This window comes from Polaribacter atrinae (assembly GCF_038023995.1).
Classification (GTDB): domain Bacteria; phylum Bacteroidota; class Bacteroidia; order Flavobacteriales; family Flavobacteriaceae; genus Polaribacter; species Polaribacter atrinae.
The window spans coordinates 3,648,967-3,673,003 of sequence record NZ_CP150660.1 but is presented as its reverse complement, the minus strand read 5'-3'; the positions used below and the strand labels follow the sequence as shown (position 1 = coordinate 3,673,003).

Here is a 24,037-nt window from a genome sequence, read left to right as displayed (position 1 = left end):
TGATTCAAAAATTATAATTAAAGTAGATTTTAATTCTAAACAGCCAACTGCAAGTGAATTACTGCCTACTTTTTTTACTCTCCTGCTTCTGGAAAAACAACTGCTCTATTTCCAGAAACAATTATTTGATGATTTAAGTGGTTTTTAACTGCTCTAGCCAATACCAATTTCTCTATATCTGCACCAATCCTTTTTAGAGTTGTTGGTGTACTTTCATGCGTTACAGGTTTTACATCTTGCTCAATAATTGGTCCTTCATCTAAATCTACCGTAGCATAATGTGCTGTTGCCCCAATTAATTTTACACCTCTTTCATATGCTTTTTTATAGGGATTAGCTCCTTGAAAAGCGGGTAAAAAAGAATGATGAATGTTGATAATTTTCTCTGGATAATGATTGATGAAATCTGCAGATAAAATTTGCATATACCTTGCCATAATTACCAAATCTACTCCATTAGAATCTAACAATTGTACAATTTGATCTTCTTGGTCTTTTTTGGTCTCTTTTGTAACAGGTAAATGATAAAAAGGGACATTAAACATGTCTGCAATGTATCTTAATTTATTATGATTACTAATAATCATCTTCACATTACAATCTAATCGCCCTTCTTTAGAACGCTCTAACAAATCATATAAATTATGACTTGTGTGCGAAACCATAATAGCAACATTTTGTTTTTTATCGCCATAATTTACAGACCAATCTATATTTAAAGGTGCTGCCAACTGCAAAAAATTATTTTCTAATGTTTCCTTAGAAATATCAGTGCCCTCTGCATTTAAACGAACCCTCATAAAATAGGTATTCTCAATTGAATTTACATATTGTTGAGAACTTAAAATATTGAATCCTTTCTCATAAAAAAAACTAGTAATCTTTGCTACTAATCCCTTTTGATCTGGACATTTTATTAAAAAAGAAACTACTTGTGATTTCATTGTTATATTATTTAGGTTTCGACTGCGCTCAACCAGACAACTCATACTACTTTACTAAAAATGACTTACCACAAACTCTCTATGGGATCCATTTTTTAGGAAAGTTTGGTTTTCTCTTTTCAAGAAAAGCATCTCTTCCTTCTTTTGCTTCTTCAGTCATATAAGCAAGTCTTGTTGCTTCACCAGCAAAAACTTGTTGACCAACCATTCCGTCATCTGTTAAGTTCATTGCGAATTTTAACATTTTTATAGAGGTCGGACTTTTTTCTAAAATTTCTTGTGCCCATTCATAAGCAGTAAATTCTAACTCATCATGCGGAATAACAGCATTTACCATTCCCATTTCATAAGCTTCTTGTGCTGAATAATTTCTTCCTAAGAAAAAGATTTCACGAGCTCTTTTTTGTCCAACCATTTTTGCCAAATATGCAGAACCATAACCACCATCAAAAGAAGTTACATCTGCATCTGTTTGTTTAAAAATAGCGTGTTCTTTAGATGCCAAAGTTAAATCGCAAACAACATGTAAACTGTGTCCGCCACCAACTGCCCAACCCGGAACCACAGCAATAACTGCTTTTGGCATAAATCGGATTAAACGTTGTACTTCTAAAATATTTAATCTGTGATAACCATCGTCACCAACATAACCTTGGTGTCCTCGTGCTTTTTGATCGCCACCAGAACAAAAAGAATAAACACCATCTTTTGTACTTGGTCCTTCCGCAGAAAGTAGCACAACGCCAATATTTACATCTTCGCCTGCATCGTAAAAAGCATCGTATAATTCTTTGGTTGTTTTTGGTCTAAAAGCATTTCTAACATTAGGTCTATTAAATGCAATTCTAGCAACTCCATTACACTTTTTATAGGTAATGTCTTCGTATTCTTTAACAGTTTTCCACTCGGGTTGTATCATAATTTTGTATTTTGGACGTTCTTTTAGAAGAACAAAAAAATTGGTTACAAAAATAAAGATTCAAATTTATGATAAAGAAATCGTTCACCCTAATATTTATGTTGATTTGCCTTAGCGGGTATGCACAAAAAATAATAAAAAAAACAATTATCTCTGATTATGCAGATGACAAAAGAGATATAAAAATATATTTACCAGAAGGTTATGACCCTGAAGAGGATAAAAACTATCCTTTGGCAGTTGTTTTAGATAGTGAGATTTTGTTTGATACGTATGTAGGTAATTCTGTTTTATTTGCAGCTAAAGACAAAGCTCCAAAGCAAATTGTAGTAGGAATTGAAATGGCTAAAACCAGAAAAAAAGACACCTATTTTAATAGAACCACCGGAGAATTAACTACAGATAACAAGAAATTTTATCAATTTATAAAAGATGAAGTTATTTTTGAAATAGAAAGCACCTATAAAACTTCTCCTTTTATTTCTATTATTGGAGAAGGTACTTCGGCAAACTTAGTTTCCTTTTTTTTAGGCGAAAGAATTCCTCTTATTAATTCATACATCTGTATAAATCCTATTTTCTCTGACTTTATAGGACAACAATTACAAGCGTACAACTTACCAAGATATGAGAAAGAAGACAATACTTTTTACCTATACATAAACAATTCTACTTCATTTTCTACTGACAAACAAACAAAAATCGGAGAATTACAAGGAGGTTTAAAGTCTTTAGAGCTAAAAAACTTTAACATTATAAATGATACCATCAACACCGCTAGTAGTATATCTGCTATTAGCGAAGCAATTCCTAGAGCACTAAATCAAGTTTTTCAGGTTTATTCTGCAATTTCTAAAGAAGAGTTTGATAAAAACATCAAAGATTTATCGCCTTCGGATGTTATTGCTTATTTAGAAAATAAATACTTAGAAATCGAATTCCTTTTTGGTAGTAGTTTAGGAATAAGAGAAACTGATATTTTTGCTGTGGAAAAAATAATTATGGAAAAGGAAAATGGAGATCAGTTACTTCCTTTTGGTAAAATGATTTTAAAACTCTACCCTTCTTCTCCTTTAGGCGACTATTATATTGGTAAATTTTACGAAAGCGGTAAACAAATTAGTAAAGCAATTGTACAATACAAAATTGGTTATGGAAAAATGGATCCTGCAGACCCTAATGCAGATAAGTTTTATGAAAATATTTTAAGACTAGGTGGAAGATAATCAGTTAGCAGTTAGCAGTTAGCAGTTAGCAAAGTTTAAGAATACTATTTTAAACGACACTATCCTAAAAAGTGTGTAAGTTCAAAATTTCAGGGTTAGGTTATTTATAACTTAATCCTGTTTTCAAATATAGCTAAAAATTGATTTAGTATCACTCCCCAATTTCTGATTGGCATGGTCCATTTTTTAGTGCTTTCTCTCAAAGCTAAAAACACGGATTTCATAACTGCTTCATCGGTTGGAAACGAGAGTTTGTTTTTTGTGTATTTCCGTATCTTTCCATTTAGGTTTTCTATAAGATTTGTGGTGTAGATTATGGTTCTTATTTCAATAGGAAAATCAAAGAATACTGTAAGCTCATCCCAATTATTTTCCCAACTTTTAATGGCGTAAGAATATTTAGAATCCCATTTAGTTTTGAAGTCATTTAAAGCAGCTTTGGCAGCTTCTTTTGTAGGAGCAGTATAGATTTGCTTCATGTCACGAGTAAATTCCTTTTTGTCCTTCCAGACCACGTAACGACACGAATTTCTTATTTGATGCACAACACAAATTTGAGTCGTTGATTTCGGAAAAATAGTTTTAATAGTATCCGTAAATCCATTTAAATTATCGGTAGCTGTGATAAGTATATCTTGAGTTCCTCGAGCTTTAATATCGGTTAAAACACTCATCCAAAAGGCTGAAGATTCATTTTTACCTAACCATAATCCTAGGACTTCCTTTTTGCCATCTGTTCTCAGGCCTACTGCAATATAAATAGTCTTGTTTATGACTTTAGAGTTTTCCCTAACTTTAAATACGATGCCATCCATCCAAACAATTAGGTAAGTGGCCTCCAAAGGCCTGTTCCGCCAAGCAATAACATCTTCTGTAATCTTATCTGTAATCCTTGAAATAGTGGATGTAGAAATATTAAAATCGTACAGCTCACGTATTTGTTCTTCAATATCACTGTTACTCATGCCTTTGGCATAAAGCGATATAATAATATTTTCGATGCCTTCTGTTGTACTTTCTCTTTTCTTTACAATTAAAGGATTAAAAGAACTATCACGGTCTCGAGGAACTTGAATCTCTGTTTCTCCTAAAACGGATTTTAATTTCTTTTTAGTGTAACCATTTCGAAGGTTGGCTGCTTTACTTTTTTTGTGCTTATCGTAGTCTAAATGGGCATCTAGTTCCCCTTCTAGTAACTTCTCAATACCACGTTTGTGCAACTGTTCTAAAAAGGATGTTAGCTCTGGTGCATTCTTGAATTGTTTTAAAAAGTCTTCGTTTAATAAATCTTCTGGTTTCATAAGTGTGTAAAAGTTAAAATTAATGAATAAAAAAATCTCAGATTAATATTTAACCTGAGATTTTAAAACTTACACAGTTTATGAGATACTGCCTTTTAAACTTTGCTATACTGTAACTTTTTACTTTTATAAAAATAAAGTTTTTAAATTAACTCTATTCTATCTTCTTTAATTGCAATCAGCTTTTGTTTATACAAATTACCAACTGCTTTTTTAAATGCTTTTTTACTCATTTTCATATGAAAACGAATAGAATCTGGCGAACTTTTATCTGTTAGCAATAAAAAACCTTCTCTACTATCTTTTAACTTTGCTAATACTTTATCTACATCAGAATCGATTACGTTTCTAAAACCTTGTGGACGAAGCGAAACATCTATTTTCCCATCTTCACGAATTTGTTTTATATACCCAACAACTTCCATGTTTTCTTCTAATTCCTGAAAAACTTCACTTCTAAAAAGCAAACCATCAAACTCTTCATTAATTAAAACAGTATATCCTAAACCTGTTTCTGTTTCAATGACTAAGTTTACTTTATCACCTTCTTTCAGGTACATGTCTATCGCTTCCGAATTATTTTCGTCTTCTTGTAAGTGCTCTTCTCCTTCGTATAAATCTTCTTGTGAATCCATTATTGTATATATTTAAAATATTCTTTTAAAATTAAATTATTTTCTTCACTTGGCGTAAAGATTTCTAATATTTTTGGTTTTTCTGATGTTTCATAAAAACCGTTTAATTGTGCTGCTACTGTTTCTGTTGAATCTGCTTTTAAATAATCGAAATGATACATTTTACATAAATGCGCTGCAGTTAAAGAATGCGGAGTTTCAAAATATTTGGCAGCGTTTGTGGTTCCTGGTCCTGGAATAATTTTAAAAATTCCGCCACCAGAATTATTAATTAAAATAATTCTAAAGTTTTTAGGAATATTAATATTCCACAACGCATTACTATCATAAAAAAAACTAATATCTCCTGTTATAAAAACAGTCTGATTTTTAGCTGCAAAAGCCGCTCCAATAGCCGTACTTGTGCTACCATCAATTCCGCTTGTTCCTCTATTACAATAAATATTGTTTGTTTTATCTATAGAAAACAATTGCGCGTATCTAATTATAGAACTGTTGCTTATTTGCAATTGACTATTAGTAGGTATACTTTCTATAATTTGCTCAAAAACTTTAAAATCAGAATGTGTTGTTTTTGATAAATAGGCAGTATGTTTCTCGCGCTTGTCATCACGAAATTGCAACCATTTTTGCTGATAATTGCTTTCTTTTTTTACGATTGTTCCATTAAATTTCGAAAAGAAATCTAACGGTTCTATTTGAATAAATTCTGATAAACAAAAAAACGTGTTCATTGCTTTTTTCTTATCAATATTCCAATGATGCTTTGGCGAATATTTTCTTAAAAACTGTTTTACTCTTTTAGAAACAATCATTCCTCCAAAAGTGATTAACACGTCTGGTTTTAAAGCCTCAAACTGAGTATTATCTAAAGAAGAAATTAATTGATCTATAGAATCTATCGCTTTCTTTTGATGCAAATTAGAAGTGGTTTCCGTTAAAATTAAAACAGAAGTATCATCAGCATAAAAATCCATTAACTGATGTAGTTCTTCATCCGGATAATTAACGCCAACAAGAATCATTTTCTTTTCGGCTTCATTCCAAATTTTAGACAAAGCATCATAATCTGTATCGTCATTACGAGGAGCAAACGACGAAGTAATCTCATCAAAAGATTGCTTCACTTTGTTCGCAATGACCGTATCAATTGTAGAAACAGTTTCATACAAAGGCTCATCAAACGGAACATTTATATGCACAGGTCCTTTTTGCGAAACTGCTATTTGCAAAGCCTCACAAATAAGTTTTGAGTTCTCGACTGCGCTCGAACTGACAACTTCATCAATTAAATTGGCAGAAAACAAAATATGATTTTCAAAGACATTCTCTTGACGAATCGTTTGTCCGTCTCCAATATCTATTAAATGTTTTGGTCTGTCTGCTGAAATTACCACTAACGGAATATTGCTATAAAAAGCTTCTGCAATTGCAGGATAATAATTTAACAAAGCAGAACCAGAAGTACAAACAATTGCAACTGGTCTTTGCCTTTGTTGGGCAATACCCAAAGCAAAAAAAGCAGCACAACGCTCGTCTACCACACTTAATGTTTCTATTTCTGGATGATTAGAAAAACCAACCGTTAAAGGAGCATTACGTGAACCAGGAGAAATAACAACGGTATCAATATTAAATTGACTACATGCTGAAATTACAATTTGTGCGAGTTCTTTTTTTGGATACATTTTTTAAATCTTTTTTAAGATTTAAAAGTTGTTAGTTTTCAGTTCTTAGTTTTTAGTGAGGTTCTAAAACTAAAAAAAACTAAAAACCAAAAACCGTTTTTAATTTTGTTAATAGCTAATAAATAAGCTTAGCCCTGATTGAAACGATATCCTTTTTGCTTTTTCTGCAAAAAGATAAAGTGTAAAGCAGGAAATAGCTTCTTATTATTTTAAAATTTTAAATTATTAGTGTTTAACTATCAATAATTACTAACAACTAAACACTAATAATTAAAAACTATTTTCTAATTTCCTTTTTTGTAATCTGCTAAAAATGTAGCTAAACCACTATCTGTTAAAGGGTGTTTTAACAAACCTTCAATTGCACTTAAAGGTCCAGTCATAACATCTGCACCTAATTTTGCACAGTTAATAATGTGCATTGTATTACGCACAGAAGCTGCTAAAATTTCAGTTTCAAAACCGTAATTGTCATAGATTAAACGAATTTCTTTAATTAAATTCATTCCGTCTGTAGAAATATCGTCTAAACGACCAATAAACGGAGAAACATACGTTGCTCCTGCTTTAGCTGCCAATAAAGCCTGACCTGCAGAAAATACTAACGTTACGTTTGTTTTAATCCCTTTAGAAGAAAAATATTTACACGCTTTTACACCATCTTTAATCATTGGTAATTTTACCACAATTTGCGGATTTAAAGCAGCCAAAGCTTCACCTTCTTTTACCATTCCGTCAAAATCTGTAGAAATTACTTCTGCAGAAACATCACCTTCTACCAAATTACAAATTTCTTTATAATGGTTAATAATGTTTGCTTCACCAGTAATTCCTTCTTTAGCCATTAAAGATGGGTTTGTAGTTACACCGTCTAAAATACCTAAAGCTTGCGCTTCTTTAATTTGCTCTAAATTTGCAGTATCAATAAAAAATTTCATTTGTATATATTTAGTTGTAATTGTTCTGTTTTATTTGGGCGTTCGAGCGGGCTTTTCGCTGCAATCTTTTTATTTTGTCTTTGCTCATAAATCTTTTTCTGCTTTATACGGCAATCTCATAATTAATTAACAGATTGCTTCGTCCCTCGCAATGACACCAATTAAAAAATAAAAAGGATTTCCACTTCAATCCCTAACGCAAAGATAGTTACTTGCTTGTAAGTATAAGAAGTGAAATAAAAATATTTTTTTACTACTTATAAACATAAAAACAAATCTTCTAAAACTATAATTTGTAATGATTCATTAAGATTTTCTCATACATTCTGTCTGGCAGAATTCGTTTTAAAACAATAGAAAACTTCTCCATAAAGCCACCTACTTTATAATGAATCTTAGGATTTTTAGTATTTATAATTTTAAAAATAGCATTTGCCATTTCTATAGGATCCATCCCTCCACTTACGTGCGCATCCATCAAATTTAAGTTTGCCTGGTAATTTTCTTTGTAAGCAGAAGTTTCAAAAACAGGTGTATGATATCTTCCTGCAGCAATATTGGTAGCAAAATCTCCTGGAGCAACACATGTTACTTTAATTCCGAATGGTTTTACCTCCATACTCGTCGCTTCTGTTATAGTCTCTAAAGCTCCTTTTGTAGCAGAATATAATCCCCTAAAAGGCAATCCCATATAACCTGCAATAGAAGTTACGTTTATAATAAGTCCAGAATTTTGTTTACGCATTTGCGGTAAAGCAGCTTTCATTACATCGATAGCTCCAAAAAGGTTGGTATTAAAAACAGCACGCATTTCATCAGTTGGTGTATCTTCTATAGGACCTGTAATCCCCATTCCTGCATTGTTTACCAAAATATCTAATCGCCCTTCTTTTTGAATGATAAGATCGATTGCCGAATTAATGGTATCTACTTTTAAAACATCTAAAGCAATTAACGTAAAAGAAAAGTTTTCTGTGTTTTTAGGGTTTCTACTTGTTCCGTATACTTTGTACCCTTTTTCAGATAAAAACGTAGCAATAGATTTTCCTATTCCGGATGAAGCTCCAGTAATTAATACAACTTTAGACATAAATAGTAAATGCTTGAAAATTAAAAATACTTAATAATTAAATGTTGCCACAAATATCTTAAAAGTAAACGAGGGAAACTAAAAAGGAGAAAGTTAATACCTCTATAAAAAAGAAAAATTCTGAAGAGATTCAGAATTACATAGAGATAAATAAAAAATGGCAAGCTACCTACATCACACTGCTACAACCTAATACCTTTGCTGCGTTCCCGCCCTGGAGGATTCAAAGGGAGCTAGTTGTGTAGGACTTGCCGATGCAAATTTACACGCTTTTTTCATTTTAGCAATAAAAAAAGTATAAATTTTATGTAACATTTTCAACAGTCTGAATACTAATGTATTGTTGTGATAGGAAACAAACTTTTATGAAAAATTAAAAACTATCAACAATGAAATCAATATATTTGTATAACTAAACTTTAAAAAAATGGAAGATCAGGCAAACAGTAAAAGTATTATTGTAAATTATGGTATCATATTAGCAGGTGCTGGTATATTATTAAGTGTTATTACTTATGCAATGGGTGCACATCTTAAGCCACATTGGTCTATATCAGTTATATCTATCGCAATGACAACTGCTTTAATAGTCTTTGGAATAAAAAAATATAAAGAACTAAATAAAGGCTTCATTTCTTGGGGACAAGGTGTCAAAATTGGTGTTGGTATTTGTATTCTTTCTACATTAATAACAGCCATTTATCAATATATTTTTATGACGTATATAGAACCTGACTTTATGCAACAAGCAATGGAACTTCAAAATCAAGTATATTTAGATTCTGGAATGACAGAAGAGCAAATTGAAGCTGCAAATGAAATAGGACAAAAATTTCAATCACCAGGTATTTTAGCTGCTATATCAATTATTGGAGCCGCAATTTTAGGTTTTATTATTTCTGCAATTGCTTCTGCAATCATGAAAAAAACAGAAGAAGAAACATACTAAAATTTTATACTCAAGGTTTTAGTGCAAACGCTACTTTGAATTATAAATTTTAATCTTGAATAAAAAAATATGGATATTTCGGTAGTAATACCACTTCTTAACGAAGATGAATCTTTACAAGAATTATACAATTGGATTGCAAAAGTTATGCAATCCAATCGTTATTTATATGAAATCATATTTATTGATGATGGAAGCACAGATAATTCTTGGAGTGTAATTGAAAAACTATCAACAGAACATACGGAAGTTAAAGGAATTCGATTTCAAAAAAATTATGGAAAATCTCAAGCTTTAGACGCTGGTTTTGAAATGGCGTTAGGAGCTGTTGTTATTACAATGGATGCTGATTTACAAGACAATCCAGACGAAATTCCTGAATTATACGATTTAATCATTAAAGAAGATTTCGATCTTATTTCTGGTTGGAAAAAGAAACGTTATGACAACGTTATTACCAAAAACATCCCTTCAAAATTATTTAACGCTGCCGCTAGAAAAACTTCAGGATTAAAACTGAATGATTTTAATTGCGGCTTAAAAGCATACAAAAACGAGGTTATAAAATCGGTTAAAGTAAGCGGAGAAATGCACAGATACATTCCTGTTTTAGCTAAGAACGAAGGATACACCAAGATTGGCGAAAAAGTAGTACAACATCAGGCAAGAAAATACGGAGAAACTAAGTTTGGAATGGATCGTTTTGTAAACGGTTTTTTAGATTTAATTACCATTTCTTTTTTATCAAAATTCGGAAAAAGACCTATGCATATTTTTGGTCTTTGGGGAACTTTAATGTTTCTATTCGGAACAACATCCGCATTTTATATTGGCGCCATAAAACTATACAAAGTATTTAATGGGATTAAAACAATATTAATAACTGACAACCCTTGGTTTTATATTGCCTTAACTTCTATGGTTATAGGAACTTCATTATTTTTAGCAGGATTTATTGGAGAACTCATTATAAAAACAAAAAGTAACGAAAAACACTATACAATTAAAGAAAAACTCAATTTCTAAACAGTATATTTGTACATCAATTAAGTAATACAATCTTTATACAATGGATAATATTTTAGACAAAGCAAAACAATGGTTAACAGCTACTTTTGATGCTGAAACTCAAACAGAAATTCAAGAATTAATCTCTAATAATCCGGATGCTTTAGCAGACAGATTTTATAAAGATATGGAATTTGGTACTGGTGGTATGCGTGGAGTTATGGGGGCAGGAACCAACAGAATTAATAAATATACGTTAGGTAGAGCTACACAAGGTTTATCTAATTACTTAATAGAAAACGTAAAAAAAGAACAATTAAGCGTAGTAATTGCTTACGATTGTAGACATAACAGTAAAAAGTTTGCTAAAGTTGTTGCCGATGTTTTATCTGCAAATAATATAAAAGTTTTTCTTTTCGAAGATTTACGTGCAACACCTGAGTTATCTTTTGCAGTACGTCATTTAGGTTGTGATGCTGGTATTGTATTAACAGCGTCTCATAACCCACCAGAATATAATGGTTATAAAGTATATTGGGCAGATGGTGGACAAATTGTTCCTCCGCATGATGGTGGAATTATAGGTAAAGTAAATGCTTTAGATTTCTCTGAAATAAAGTTTGATGCAAACGAAAACTTAATTGAAGTTATTTGTAAAGATGTTGATGATGCTTTTATTGAAGCGTCTGTAAAAAATGGTTCTTTATCTGATAAAGTAGATCGTAAAAATTTAAAAATAGTATTTACCTCTTTACACGGAACATCTATTGTTTCTGTGCCAGATGCATTGGCAAAAGCAGGGTATACAGATGTACATATTGTTGAAGAACAAAGAGTACCTAATGGAGATTTCCCAACAGTAAAATCTCCAAACCCAGAAGAGCCAGAAGCTTTAAAAATGGCAACTGATTTAGCTAACAAAATTGGAGCTGATATTGTTATTGGTACAGATCCAGATTGTGATCGATTAGGGGTTGCTATTAGAGATTTAGATGGAAACATGAAATTGATGAATGGGAACCAAACAATGGTTGTTATGACTGAGTTTCTATTAAAAAAATGGAAAGAAGAAGGTAAAATAAATGGAAAACAATTTGTAGGTTCTACGATTGTTTCTACAGAATTGGTAAATGATGTTGCTGCTACTTATGGTGTAGATACCAAAGTGGGGTTAACAGGTTTTAAATGGATTGCCAAAATGGTAAGAGATTTTCCAGAACTTGATTTTATTGGTGGTGGAGAAGAAAGTTTTGGTTACATGGTTGGTGGTTTTGTAAGAGATAAAGATGCTGTTACAGCAACCCTTTTAGCTTGTGAAGTTGCTGCATATGCAAAACAAAACGGAAGTTCTTTTTATGAAGAGTTATTAGCCATCTATGTTAAGAACAGTTACTACAAAGAGCACTTAATTTCTATTACAAAAAAAGGAATGGATGGTGCAGCAGAAATTCAGCAAATGTTAAGCGACATGCGTAACAATCCTTTAACTGAAATTGATGGAGAAAAAGTAGAATCGCTATGCGACTATGATGCATCAACAAAAAAGAATTTAATTACTGGTGAAGTAACAACTATTGATTTACCAAAATCGAATGTTTTAATTTATCAAACCGAATCTGGAACAAGAATTGCGGCGAGACCAAGTGGAACAGAACCTAAAATAAAATTCTATTTTAGTGTGAACACCTCTTTAGATACTAAAGAAAACGCTACTTCTATAGAAGCTGCTTTAGATGCAAAAATTCAAAGAATTATTAAAGAAATGAAATTGAATTAATGGGATATTTTAAGGACATTCTAAAATATGAGAAAAAGTATCGAAAATTTACTATTTTAAATATTCTATTTAATATACTTTACGCAATTTTTAATGTGCTTTCGGTATTGGCGTTTATTCCTGTTTTAAAGATTTTATTTGGAGAAGAAAGAGTAGCTATTTCAAAACCTGTTTATAGTGGTATTGGAAATATTGGGAGTTATTTAGAAAATGAATTCAACTATTTTATTTCTCAAAAAATCATTAATGATGGAGAAATCAATGTGCTTTTATTTATTTGTACATTATCGCTCTCTTTATTCTTTTTTAAAAATTTATTTAGATATCTAGCTTCTTATGCAATTGCTTTTTTAAGAACAGGAATTGTAAAAGATTTAAGAGATAATTTGTACAATAAGATTGTAGAACTCCCTATTGCCTATTTTTCAGAAAAAAGAAAAGGAGACATTATAGCTCGTATGACCGGAGATGTACAAGAAGTAGAAAATTCTATAATAAGTTCTGTACAAACCATTGTTAGAGAACCTTTAACAGTTGTTATTTCTATAACAATTATGCTGTACATGAGTTTAAAACTAACATTGTTTGTTTTTGTTTTATTACCCGTTTCTGGTTTTATAATATCATCTATTAGTAAAAAGTTAAAATCGAAATCGGCAAAAGCACAAAAGGAAACTGGTAATTTCTTATCTTTTATTGAAGAAACATTAACTGGCTTAAAAATTATTAAAGGCTTTAATGCAGAACATGTAATCGCAAAAAAATTCAATAACTCAACACTTCATTTTAAGCAATTAATGACAAGTGTTTATCATAGGCAAACATTAGCGTCGCCAATGAGTGAATTTTTAGGATCTGCAACAATTATAGCGATTCTCTGGTATGGTGGTACAGAAGTTTTGTCTAATACAGGTAATTTAAAAGCTAGTCAGTTTTTAGGGTACATTGTGCTTTTTTATACTGTTTTAAATCCTATAAAATTAATTACAACAACCTTTTATAATATTCAAAAAGGAGAAGCATCTGCAGAAAGAATTATGACAGTTCTTAATACAGAAAACACCATTAAAGACAAACCAAACGCAACCAAAAAACAAGACTTTACAAATAAAATAGAGTTTAAAAACATCTCTTTTAAATATAAAGATGAATATGTTTTAAAAGACTTTTCTTTAACGATTAATAAAGGTGAAACGGTTGCTTTAGTTGGTCAATCTGGTAGTGGTAAGTCTACCCTAGCCAACCTAATTACTCGTTTTTATGACGTTAACAAGGGAGAAATTCTTATTGATGACAACAATATTAAAGACATCACAAAAAAGTCGTTAAGAGATTTAATGGGTATTGTTTCTCAAGATTCAATTCTATTTAATGATACAATAGCCAATAATATTAAATTAGGTACACAACAAGCAACAGATGAAGCTATTTTAGAAGCTGCAACCATTGCAAATGCAGATGAGTTTATTCAGAATTTACCAGAAAAATACAATACAAATATTGGTGATAGTGGAAATACACTTTCTGGTGGACAAAAACAACGTTTATCTATTGCAAGAGCTGTTTTAAAAAACCCTCCAATAATGGTTTTAGACGAAGCTACTTCAGCTCTAGACACAGAATCTGAACAATTGGTACAAGTTGCATTAGAAAAGATGATGCAAAACAGAACCTCTTTAGTAATTGCACATAGATTGTCTACCATACAAAAAGCAGATAAAATTGTAGTCATGAAAAAAGGAAAAATTGTTGAGCAAGGTAAACACGAAGAATTACTTGCTAAAAAAGGTGAATACTTTAAGTTAGTTACAATGCAAAGTTTAGCTTAAAAAATGATAAAGAAACAAATTGAAAGCTTTAAAAAAAATACTTTTAATACAACTAAAAGTATTTTTCTTTTCGGAGCATTTTTTGCATTTGCAATTACCTTAAAAGAAGTCTTAAACCTTTCCTATAATAATTTTCAAATATTCTCATTTGGTTCTATCGATTTTTGGAATGGTGTAAATCCATATTCAAATTGGAATCATTTAAACCTAAGAGGAACACCTTTAGATCTCTTTTTATACTTACCGCTATTTTCAATTTTATTTACACCTTTTACCATTGCCCCTAGTTGGATTGGTGCATTTCTTTGGAACTTTTTTACATATACAATGTTCTATACATCTATATTTAATTTACCAGAAAAATATAATTTTAAAGATAAAAAATTTATTTTTTTTATTTCTAGCTTACTACTATTTGCAACACTACTTTCAATGCAGTTTAACCCATTAATAGCTGCAATATTTTTGTTTTCTTATTCTGCTCTAGAAAAAGACAAGCCTTTTTTAGCAGTATTTTTAATATTGATATCTGGCTTCACAAAAGTTTATGGAATTTTCCAATTATCAATGCTTATTTTTTATCCGAAATTTTGGAAAAAAGTTCTTTATGGATTTGCAATTGGGATTGTTTTTTTTCTACTACCGCTATTAAAATTGAATTTTAACCAATTAATTCCCTATTATGAAAGTTGGGTGAATACAATTTCTGGACACACAAGAATGCAGGATTTTTATAGCATCTATAGACCTATCTATGATTTTTTTCCAGATATCAACCAAATTGGCTCTATAATTTCTCTAGTTATACTTTTAACCTTATTTGTTTTTTCATTATTTAAAAAAGATCTTTTTATAAAAAATTTCTCAAAAAGAGCACAATACTTAGGGGTTTTAATGAGTTACTCTATTTTGTTTGGAGTAGGTTCTGAATTGCACACATATGTAATTGCAATGGTTGGTTATGCAATTTGGTATCTTTTTTCTAAAAAAAATAAACTAGATAAAATTCTGTTATGGATTAATTTTTTCCTTTTAGTAATTTTCCCAATAGACATTTTTTGCCCAGTAACAATTTCTAAATTTATTTTAGGCAAACTACATTTAGGAATAATCATCTTTTTTATAACTTGGTTAATTATGGTATATAAAACAATGATGCACAAAAAAAACATCTCAAATAATGAGCATAAAAAATGAATTAACAATAATATTACCAATTTATAACCCACAAATAGGTTGGGAAAAACTACTAAACATTAAATTAGATGAGTTAAATGAAGTTTTTAAAAATGTAGATTTTAAAACTATTATTGTTAACGATGGTTCGTCAAAAAACCTTATAACAGAAATTGATGCGCTAAAAAAAAACTATAAAAATTTAGAATTTATAACTTATATTAATAATAAAGGAAAAGGTTTTGCTGTTAAAGAAGGTTTTAAAAACGCAAATTCTACATACTATATTTATACAGACTGGGATTTCCCTTTTAATATAGAATCCTTATATAAATCTTATGAACTTTTAAAAACTAAAACCGCAGATGTAATTATTGGTACAAGAACATCCAATTATTACAAAAGACTTCCTTTATTTAGAAAATTAATATCCATTGGGTTAAGAGTTCTAAATTTTATACTATTTGGCTTTAAAAACATTGATACACAAGCAGGGCTTAAAGGTGTAAATGAAAAAGGAAAATTACATTTTATAGAAACAAAAACAAATAGCTTTATTTTTGAATTTGAATTCATTAAAAGAATTTTAAAACAAAACTTAAAAATATCTTTAAGAGAAGATATTGTTTTTACAAATTTTAGTTTTAAAACATTAAAAAAAGAACTGTATAATCTATTCAAAATGTACTTTAATAATTAATGACTAAAAAAATATTAATAACTTTCGATTTAGAAGAGTTTGATTTACCTCTAGAATATAATTTAGAGATAAGTATAGATAAACAATTAGAAATAGGTACAAACGGACTTATAATTTTACTTGAGATATTAAAGAAACATTCCATAAAAGCAACCTTTTTTACTACAGCCTTTTTTGCAGAAAGCAGGCCACAATTAATTAAAAAGATTGTAAAAGATGGTCATGAATTAGCGTCACACCTATATTATCATTCCGATTATAATATAGAGCATATTGCTAGCTCTAAACACAAACTCGAAGAAATTTCTGGAAAAAAAATTTATGGCATTAGAAGCCCAAGACTTAGACCTCTAAGCTTAGAAGAAATAGAAAAATCTGGCTATATTTATAGTTCTTCTTTAAACCCTACCTTTATACCTGGTAGGTATAACAATTTTAAAAAACCAAGAACTATTTTTTATAATAACAACCGTAATTTATTTATTGTACCATTTTCAGTATCACCAATAATAAGATTTCCTTTATTTTGGCTAAGTTTTAAAAATTTACCATTAACAATTTATTCCTTTTTATGTAATAGAACTTTAAAAAAAGACAAGTACCTTCACCTCTATTTTCATCCGTGGGAATTTTCTGATTTAGAAGAATTTAAAATTCCTAATTTTATTAAAAAAATACATGGGCAAAAAATGACGAAAAAATTTGAACTTTTTATAAAAAAAATAAAAAATAAAGGAAACTTTATCACAATAAAAGAATTTTTAGAATCAAATTACAATAAGAAATAACAGATCCATTATTAAATAAATAGCTTTTTAATTTTTGTTATGTACATTTTTAAATAATAATTATGAATAAAATAGTAGTTACGTGCTTTTATTTAGTAGACCCTAAACCGGGAAGATCACATGTGCTATATAAAGAATGGTTTCTAAATTTATTAAACTCTTTAACTTGTAACATAATTGTTTTTACTGATGAAAGCTCAAAAAAATATTTAGACTCATCAAATGATAAAATAATTTTTATCGATTTACCTTTTGAAGAGTTATATTATTTTAAGAATTATGGTTTAGATTTTTGGATAGAACAAGAAAAAATAGATCCAAATAAAAATAGATCTTGGAAATTAGGGCTTCTTTACAATGAAAAATGTAAGTTTATTGAAAAAGCAATTAAATTATATCCAAAAATAAACTGGTTTGTTTGGTGCGATATTGGCTGTTTTAGAGATAAGTTAGATTTAAACTTTCCTATTATATCTCATTTAAATGACGATAAAATGACACTGCTTCAAATAAAGAAATTTAAATCTAAAGAATTAAAACCAGGATATATATTTCACCCAGAACAGCAAGAAAGATTGGGTGGAGGCGTACAAATTGCTACAAAAAAAACATGGGAAAAATGGATTTCTTTATATGATACTGTTTTTAACACTTATATTAAAAACTCTTCTGTGAATTGCGACCAAGGTCTATTAAGTACTTTAGCTCTTGAGAATAAAGAATTGGTAAATTTAATTCCTTCAAGAAAAACAAAAATAACTAAAAGCAGATGGTTTTATCTCTTAGAATATTGCTCAAACAAGTATAAAAAAAGAAAATCAATTTGGTGGTTTTAACTTAATTTTAAACCTAATTCATTTCCTTTTTCAACCATAAAATCATAACATGCTTTATGTTCATTTGGTATTTTACCATCTAGAATAGCTTCTTTTATAGCTTCTTTTATTATTCCAATTTCTTTACAGGGTTTTAAATCGAAAGCTTTTATAATTTCTTCTCCAGAAATTGGTGGCTGAAAGTTACGTACTCGATCTCTTTCTTCTACTTCTTTAATTTTAGAACGAACAACTTCAAAATTACTGTGGTATTTTTTAAATTTCTTCGGATTTTTTGTAGTAATATCTGCTTCACAAAGTGTCATTAAAGAATTAATATCATCACCTGCATCAAAAACCAAACGTCTTACAGCAGAATCTGTAACTTCCGTTGCTAAAACAATCGGTCTAGAACTTAACATAACCATTTTCTGAACAAATTTCATTTTGTTATTCATAGGCATTTTTAAACGCTTAAATAACTTAAACACCATTTTAGAACCTACAAATTCGTGCGCATGAAAAGTCCAGCCCACTTTATTACTAAACTTTTTAGTTGGTGCTTTTCCAATATCATGCAATAAAGCCGCCCAACGCAACCAAACATCTTCAGTATTTTTAGAAATATTATCAACTACTTCTAAGGTATGATAAAAATTGTCTTTATGCTTCTGTCCTTCTACTTCCTCTACTCCTTTTAAAGCTATTAACTCAGGTAATATTTGCTTTAACAAACCTGTTTGTTCTAACAATAAAAAACCAATTGAAGGTTTTGGAGATGACAAAATTTTATTCAATTCGTCTACAATTCTTTCACGAGTAATAATTTTTAATCGATATGCATTTCTAGAAATTGCATCTAAAGATTCTGTATCAATATTAAAATTTAACTGCGTAGTAAAACGAATGGCACGCATCATTCTTAGAGGATCATCTGAATAGGTAATATCTGGATTTAAAGGTGTTTTAATCACCTTACTTTTCAAGTCCTCTATTCCATTGAAAGGGTCTAATAAAGCGCCAAAATTATCTTCATTTAAACTTAAAGCCAACGCATTAATCGTTAAATCTCTTCTATTTTGATCGTCTTGTAAATTACCTTCTGAAACATCAGGATTTCTACTATCTTCAGAATAAGATTCTTTTCTAGCGCCAACAAATTCAATTTCGATATCATTATAACGCAACATTGCAGTTCCATAGGTCTTAAAAACCTGTACTTTGGGTTTATTTGGCAATAGTTTAGAAACTTTTTGAGCCAACTCTATACCACTACCAACCGCTACAACATCAATATCTTTAGAGTTTCCTCTTTTTAAAAAAAAATCACGTACATAACCACCAATTACATAACTCTCTATCTGTAACTCTCTGGATGCTTTGGATATAACATTAAATATTTCTAAAGAAATTGCTTCTTTAAAGAATTGTTTTTGCATGAATTTATGCTCTTAAAGTTCGAATATAAGTCACCAATTTATAAGTAATTGGTTATTTTACATTCATGTTAATTTACCGCAAATTTACTATATAAAACATGCTACACAAAAAAATGAATTACTTTTTCTTAAAATGATTTTAAGGTAATATTTACAAATACAATCAGCATAGCAATAATCTCTCATATAACTAATAAATAATAAATAATAAAAACAACTTAGTGATCAGTATATATAAGTGCTTTGTTTTATTCAAGTCTTTAGCAATAGGTATAAATTAAAACCGATGCTACATTCCTTCAAATAATGAAATGAACTTTATAACTGTGTATTCTAAAAACACTATCTTTGCGCTCCTATATAATACCTATGTTTCAAAAAATTCCGAGTTACATAAAATACATTTTTACAAATGTATTTTTACTATTTATTTTCGCAGTACTTTTTAGAGGAATCTTCTACCTTCTATTTATACAAGTAGAAGATCTTGATCCATTAAAATTGCAAAAGGCTATTTTCTTAGGGCTACGTTTTGATTTAAAACTTGCCGTTATTGCTTTTTTTCCATTAGCAATATTGCTTTTAATTACTAATTTCGGCTTTTTTAAAAGGAAAATTTATAAAAAGATAGCAAATACATATCTCGTATTAACTTATTTAACCTTAACATTATTTTTCTTATTCGATCTTGGATATTATGAGTATTTGGCAATTAGACTAGATGCTTCTTCACTTCGATTTTTAGGTAATTTAAAAATATCTAGTCAAGTTTTGGTTGAGAGTTACCCTATTTATAAAGGTATTATAGGGTTGATAATCTTATGTTTTATCATCTATAAATATGCCAATTTTGTTTATAATTTATTTTCAAAAGCACATCAAGAAATAACAAAAAAAGTAAAAGCACTAATTATTATCCTAACCGTACTCGTTTTATCTTTTGGTATCTATAACAGTATTACACACTACCCATTGCGCTGGAGTGAGGCTTTTTTCTCTAAAAATACAACTGTAAATCAATTTGCATTAAACCCTGTTTTATATTTCTTTGACAGTTTTTCATTTAGAAGTGAAGGTGCTAATATTGAAAAATTTAAAGCTTATTACCCTGTAATTGCAAAACACTTAAACTTACCAAAAGACACTATAAATTTTGCAAAGAAAGTAACTTTTAAAGAACCATATAAAGAGAAGCCAAATGTAATTTATGTAATGCTAGAGTCTACAGGAACTGCAACATTGAGTCACTATGGTAATCCTTTAAACTCTAGTCCAAAAATGGATTCTATTATAAAGGAAAGTTTAAGCTTCTCTAAATTCTACGTTCATAAACCAGGTACCGCAGCAAGTGTTTTTGCTAGTGTTACAGGTTTACCAGATATAGAAGATGTAAAAACGGCTTCTAGAAACCCTATGATTATAGATCAGCGTATTATTTTTGATCAGTATGAAGGGTATCAAAAGCAATATTTTATAGGAGGATCTGCAAATTGGGCAAACATAAGAGGTGTATTTCAGTCAAATGTAAAAGATTTAAAAATCTTTGAAGAAGGTAGTTTCGAAGAAGAAAACAGAGCAGATGTTTGGGGAATTGATGATTACGATTTATTTAAGGAGTCTGACAAAGAATTTAAAAAACTACATGACAGTGGAAAGCCTTTTGTTGCCTACATACAAACAGCAACAAACCACATGCCTTTTACAGTACCTGATCAAAAAGAAAGTTTTAAACCTATTTTAGAAGACGAAATAGATGAAGAAACTTTGTTAAAAGGAGGTTTTAGATCTTTAGGTCAATTAAACGGAATTAGATATTTAGATTTTAACGTTGCACGTTTTTTAGAAAGAGCAAAAGAAACTGGTTATTATGACAATACTATTTTTGTCTTTTTTGGTGATCATAGAGGTGGTATGAAAAAACTAAATTTCTTGAAAAATAATCAAGATGATTTAGGGATACAAGTACATCATGTACCATTTTTTATTCATGCCCCAAAATATGTAAAACCTCAAGTAGTTGATAAATATGCTAAATTAATAGATATGTTTCCTACCGCAACTAGTTTAGCGAAAGTAAACTACACCAATTATACTTTAGGAAGAGATCTATTAGACAGCACTAACACAGATACTGCTGCCTTTGTGTATGTACAAAGCAAAGGAGAAAAGGGAGTTGGTATATTAAAAGATAATTTTTATTATGAAAAAACAAACATCTCTAAGAAAACTGGGCTGTACAGTTTAGAAGCAAATACAGTCAAAGATATTCAGTTAGACAACCCTAAAGTTACGCAACAAATGGACAGCCTTTTATCGGCCTACTATCACGCAACAAAGTATTTATATTTTAATAATAAGAAACTGCCTAAACTAAATGAAAAGTAAAATTTTACTAAAATATAATTTCTTGTTTTCAAAACTTTTAAACTTAAAGTTAATAAAAGAAAATTGTAATAACATTCGTACTTTTGTTTTTAAGCGTTTTTTATCTCAAACTTAAAAAAGAAGCATGATAGTTGTAAGAATACTTGGAGGTTTAGGAAATCAAATGTTTCAGTATGCGTATGCTCGAGCATTATCTCTTAATGGTTATAACGTAAAACTAGATCTTTCAAAGATAAAAAAATACAAACTACACGGTGGTTATCAGCTAGATAAATATAATATTGATTTAGAAGAAGCCGATTCTTTTTCAATTCTTTTAGGTAAAACTGGATTAAAAGGAAATAAAAAGGAAAAAAGTTTATTGTTTGATAATAATTTAAAATTATTAAATGGAAATGAATATTTGAAAGGATACTTTCAAACTGAAAAATATTTTAAAGAAATAAGAAATACATTATTAACCGAATTTGTTATTAAACAAAAGGCATCAAAAGAAATGCTAAGTATAACTAAACAAATTGAAGCCGCTAAAAACAGTTGCTCTCTTCATATTAGAAGAGGAGATTATATATCCAATAAAAAAGCAAATAGTGTTCACGGAACCTGCGATTTAGAATATTATAAAAAAGCAATAAAAGTTATAAGTAATAAATACTCAAATATTACTTTCTTTGTTTTTTCTGATGATATTAGCTGGACAAAAGAAAACCTATTAATAGAAAGCGTAACCTATATTGACATTAAATCTATTCCGCATGAAGATATGTACTTAATGAGTTTATGTAATCATAATATTACCGCAAATAGTAGTTTTTCTTGGTGGGGAGCTTGGTTAAATAAAAATGAAACTAAAACTGTTATTGCTCCTAAGCAATGGTATATTGATAAAGAAAATGAAATTGCCTGCCTAAATTGGATAAAAATATGAAGTCTTTTAAAGTATATTATATTAATTTAGATAAAAGTCTTGAAAGGAGAAATTTTATGGAAAATCAGTTTCAAGAACTGAGCATTCCGCTTAAAAGAATGCCTGCCGTTTATGGTAAAGAATTACCTCAAAAATTTTTAAAGGAAGCAAAAAATCAACATAAAATTCTTACACATTTCCCAAATTTAAATGATGGTGAAATTGGTTTGACAAAAACCTATTTCGATTTATGGAAAATTATAGCCAAACAAGAAGAAGAATTTTCCATTGTTTTAGAGGACGATGCCTTATTAACTCCTCACTTTTTTAAAGATTTACAAAGTTTATTAGATTTAATTACAACAAACGATTTTGTTGATATTACTGGTAGAAAAGGGTTTTCTTTATTAGAAAAAAATGAACATTTATCAAAATTTTTAATTCCTTCACTGCAAACTACCGGACAAATTATAGGTAAAGAAGCTGCAAAAACACTAGCTCAAAACTTAACCTCCTATTATGCGCCCATAGATGTTTTAAAACAAGATGTTTTTAAACACAAAGTAAGTATTTATACTACCAATAAAAAATATGTAACTAGCAATGATAAGAATGTTGGAGGAACTACAATTCAGCAGAAAAGTATGCCTAAATTTAAAAAAGTATTAAGAGAAGTTTTAAGACCTTTATGGCAACTATTAACTTTACTGACTTACAAAAGTTATAGAGCTATTAATAACTATTCCTTTTATAAAAATAATTAGCTTTCCTTAATCCCTTTATTTAGTAACCATAGTTTAATATATCTCGTAAAGACAGAATATGCCAAAATTTTAGCTAAAATTAAGCCTGCTAATCCATCTAAAAAGCCCAAACGAATTACATAATGAATAAAAAACCTAGCCGCTGGTTTAATTAATAAATGAAACGCACTTACCTTTTTCCCATTGGCATGAAGTTGTTTCGCTTTTAAAGAAGAATAATGATTTATTTTCGAGATAAAATGGTCATAACTTCTATATCCAAAATGATCTATTTTGCTTTTTAAAAATCCTAATTTACCTTTTGTATAAATTGTTTCATGAACAACTCCAGAATACCTACAGTGCTCTTTTAAAAACAAACGAACAACCTTATCTCTTTGCCAACCGCAGTAATTTATTTTTTGTTTTGCAAAATAAAACGCTCTTCTTACATAAAAACCAACAAAACCATTTGGATTATTAACAGCTTCTAAAATTTCTTTTTCTACCGCTGCCGTAACTCTTTCATCTGCATCTAAAATATAAATCCAGCTATGTGTTGCTTGTTCAATTGCAAAGTTTTTTTGAGAAGAAAAATCATCAAACTTTCGTTTGATGATTTTTACATGTAGCTTTTCAGCTATTTCAATTGTTTTATCTGTACTAAAAGAATCTATAACAATAATTTCATCTGCAAAACTTACTGAATTTATAGCATCAGCAATATGAATTTCTTCATTTAAAGTAGGAATAATTGCAGTAATTTTTGTCATAGTTTTT

General features: G+C 29.5%; 21 protein-coding genes and 1 other RNA gene. 12 read left to right on the top strand and 10 right to left on the bottom strand.

Annotated elements, in window-relative coordinates:
- Nucleotides 1-74 precede the first annotated feature (74 nt).
- Complete coding sequence (purU, locus tag WG945_RS16005; protein WP_068449910.1) at nucleotides 75-944, bottom strand: formyltetrahydrofolate deformylase; 870 nt, start codon at nucleotides 942-944, stop codon at nucleotides 75-77.
- 79 nt (nucleotides 945-1,023) lie between these two features.
- Entirely contained in the window at nucleotides 1,024-1,863 is an 840-nt protein-coding gene (locus WG945_RS16000; RefSeq protein ID WP_068449909.1) for a 1,4-dihydroxy-2-naphthoyl-CoA synthase, read from the bottom strand.
- A gap of 98 nt (nucleotides 1,864-1,961) precedes the next feature.
- On the opposite strand from WG945_RS16000, the gene WG945_RS15995 reads away from it, so the two are divergent.
- Complete coding sequence (locus tag WG945_RS15995) at nucleotides 1,962-3,089, top strand: alpha/beta hydrolase-fold protein (RefSeq protein WP_231874651.1); 1,128 nt, start codon at nucleotides 1,962-1,964, stop codon at nucleotides 3,087-3,089.
- Nucleotides 3,090-3,193: 104 nt separating this feature from the next.
- Here the strand turns inward: WG945_RS15995 and WG945_RS15990 are convergent, their stop codons facing one another.
- The 6 genes from WG945_RS15990 to ffs all read right to left on the bottom strand — a co-directional run bounded on the left by WG945_RS15990 (nucleotide 3,194) and on the right by ffs (nucleotide 8,995).
- Nucleotides 3,194-4,390: an IS256 family transposase gene (locus WG945_RS15990; protein ID WP_038527458.1), complete on the bottom strand. Its 1,197-nt coding sequence runs from the start codon at nucleotides 4,388-4,390 to the stop codon at nucleotides 3,194-3,196.
- Nucleotides 4,391-4,533: 143 nt separating this feature from the next.
- Entirely contained in the window at nucleotides 4,534-5,025 is a 492-nt protein-coding gene (locus WG945_RS15985; protein ID WP_231874659.1) for a DNA-binding protein, read from the bottom strand.
- Entirely contained in the window at nucleotides 5,025-6,713 is a 1,689-nt protein-coding gene (gene menD / locus WG945_RS15980) for a 2-succinyl-5-enolpyruvyl-6-hydroxy-3-cyclohexene-1-carboxylic-acid synthase (RefSeq protein WP_068450263.1), read from the bottom strand. Before menD ends, WG945_RS15985 begins: the two co-directional genes overlap by 1 nt.
- Nucleotides 6,714-6,997: 284 nt before the next feature.
- On the bottom strand, nucleotides 6,998-7,651 hold the full coding sequence (gene fsa / locus WG945_RS15975) for a fructose-6-phosphate aldolase (RefSeq protein ID WP_068450261.1): 654 nt from the start codon (nucleotides 7,649-7,651) through the stop codon (nucleotides 6,998-7,000).
- A 286-nt stretch (nucleotides 7,652-7,937) separates the two neighbouring features.
- Entirely contained in the window at nucleotides 7,938-8,741 is an 804-nt protein-coding gene (locus tag WG945_RS15970) for an SDR family oxidoreductase (RefSeq protein WP_068450259.1), read from the bottom strand.
- 155 nt (nucleotides 8,742-8,896) lie between these two features.
- Nucleotides 8,897-8,995: signal recognition particle sRNA small type (ffs, locus tag WG945_RS15965), an RNA gene on the bottom strand.
- A 173-nt stretch (nucleotides 8,996-9,168) separates the two neighbouring features.
- Here ffs and WG945_RS15960 point away from each other — a divergent pair.
- The 8 genes from WG945_RS15960 (at nucleotide 9,169) to WG945_RS15925 (ending at nucleotide 17,804) form a co-directional block, all read left to right on the top strand.
- A complete protein-coding gene (locus tag WG945_RS15960; protein ID WP_068450257.1) occupies nucleotides 9,169-9,690 on the top strand; it encodes a DUF4199 domain-containing protein in 522 nt (173 codons plus the stop codon).
- Between the two features lie 69 nt (nucleotides 9,691-9,759).
- Nucleotides 9,760-10,716 (top strand): glycosyltransferase family 2 protein, encoded by a 957-nt coding sequence (locus WG945_RS15955; protein WP_068450255.1) that lies wholly within the window; start codon nucleotides 9,760-9,762, stop codon nucleotides 10,714-10,716.
- Between the two features lie 43 nt (nucleotides 10,717-10,759).
- Nucleotides 10,760-12,475, top strand: a complete 1,716-nt coding sequence (locus tag WG945_RS15950) for a phospho-sugar mutase (RefSeq protein WP_068450253.1) — start codon at nucleotides 10,760-10,762, stop codon at nucleotides 12,473-12,475.
- Nucleotides 12,475-14,304 (top strand): ABC transporter ATP-binding protein, encoded by a 1,830-nt coding sequence (locus WG945_RS15945; protein WP_068450251.1) that lies wholly within the window; start codon nucleotides 12,475-12,477, stop codon nucleotides 14,302-14,304. Before WG945_RS15950 ends, WG945_RS15945 begins: the two co-directional genes overlap by 1 nt.
- A gap of 3 nt (nucleotides 14,305-14,307) precedes the next feature.
- Entirely contained in the window at nucleotides 14,308-15,501 is a 1,194-nt protein-coding gene (locus tag WG945_RS15940; RefSeq protein ID WP_068450248.1) for a glycosyltransferase family 87 protein, read from the top strand.
- Nucleotides 15,485-16,180, top strand: coding sequence for a glycosyltransferase family 2 protein (locus WG945_RS15935; protein ID WP_068450246.1), 696 nt, complete (start codon nucleotides 15,485-15,487; stop codon nucleotides 16,178-16,180). The genes WG945_RS15940 and WG945_RS15935 overlap by 17 nt, the downstream gene beginning before the upstream one ends.
- Nucleotides 16,180-16,968, top strand: a complete 789-nt coding sequence (locus tag WG945_RS15930; protein ID WP_068450244.1) for a polysaccharide deacetylase family protein — start codon at nucleotides 16,180-16,182, stop codon at nucleotides 16,966-16,968. The genes WG945_RS15935 and WG945_RS15930 overlap by 1 nt, the downstream gene beginning before the upstream one ends.
- 62 nt (nucleotides 16,969-17,030) lie before the next feature.
- Nucleotides 17,031-17,804, top strand: coding sequence for a WlaTC/HtrL family glycosyltransferase (locus WG945_RS15925; RefSeq protein ID WP_068450242.1), 774 nt, complete (start codon nucleotides 17,031-17,033; stop codon nucleotides 17,802-17,804).
- Here the strand turns inward: WG945_RS15925 and WG945_RS15920 are convergent.
- Nucleotides 17,801-19,222 (bottom strand): CCA tRNA nucleotidyltransferase, encoded by a 1,422-nt coding sequence (locus tag WG945_RS15920; protein WP_068450240.1) that lies wholly within the window; start codon nucleotides 19,220-19,222, stop codon nucleotides 17,801-17,803. The genes WG945_RS15925 and WG945_RS15920 overlap by 4 nt on opposite strands.
- Before the next feature lie 369 nt (nucleotides 19,223-19,591).
- On the opposite strand from WG945_RS15920, the gene WG945_RS15915 reads away from it, so the two are divergent.
- The 3 genes from WG945_RS15915 (at nucleotide 19,592) to WG945_RS15905 (ending at nucleotide 23,278) form a co-directional block, all read left to right on the top strand.
- Nucleotides 19,592-21,607 carry an LTA synthase family protein gene (locus WG945_RS15915; protein WP_068450238.1) on the top strand — a complete coding sequence of 672 codons (2,016 nt, stop codon included), beginning with the start codon at nucleotides 19,592-19,594 and terminating at the stop codon, nucleotides 21,605-21,607.
- 124 nt (nucleotides 21,608-21,731) lie between these two features.
- On the top strand, nucleotides 21,732-22,535 hold the full coding sequence (locus WG945_RS15910; protein ID WP_068450236.1) for an alpha-1,2-fucosyltransferase: 804 nt from the start codon (nucleotides 21,732-21,734) through the stop codon (nucleotides 22,533-22,535).
- Nucleotides 22,532-23,278, top strand: a complete 747-nt coding sequence (locus WG945_RS15905) for a glycosyltransferase family 25 protein (protein ID WP_231874658.1) — start codon at nucleotides 22,532-22,534, stop codon at nucleotides 23,276-23,278. Before WG945_RS15910 ends, WG945_RS15905 begins: the two co-directional genes overlap by 4 nt.
- Here WG945_RS15905 and WG945_RS15900 read toward each other — a convergent pair.
- Nucleotides 23,275-24,030 carry a glycosyltransferase family 2 protein gene (locus WG945_RS15900; protein ID WP_068450232.1) on the bottom strand — a complete coding sequence of 252 codons (756 nt, stop codon included), beginning with the start codon at nucleotides 24,028-24,030 and terminating at the stop codon, nucleotides 23,275-23,277. The two genes, WG945_RS15905 and WG945_RS15900, sit on opposite strands and share 4 nt — an antisense overlap.
- Nucleotides 24,031-24,037 lie beyond the last annotated feature (7 nt).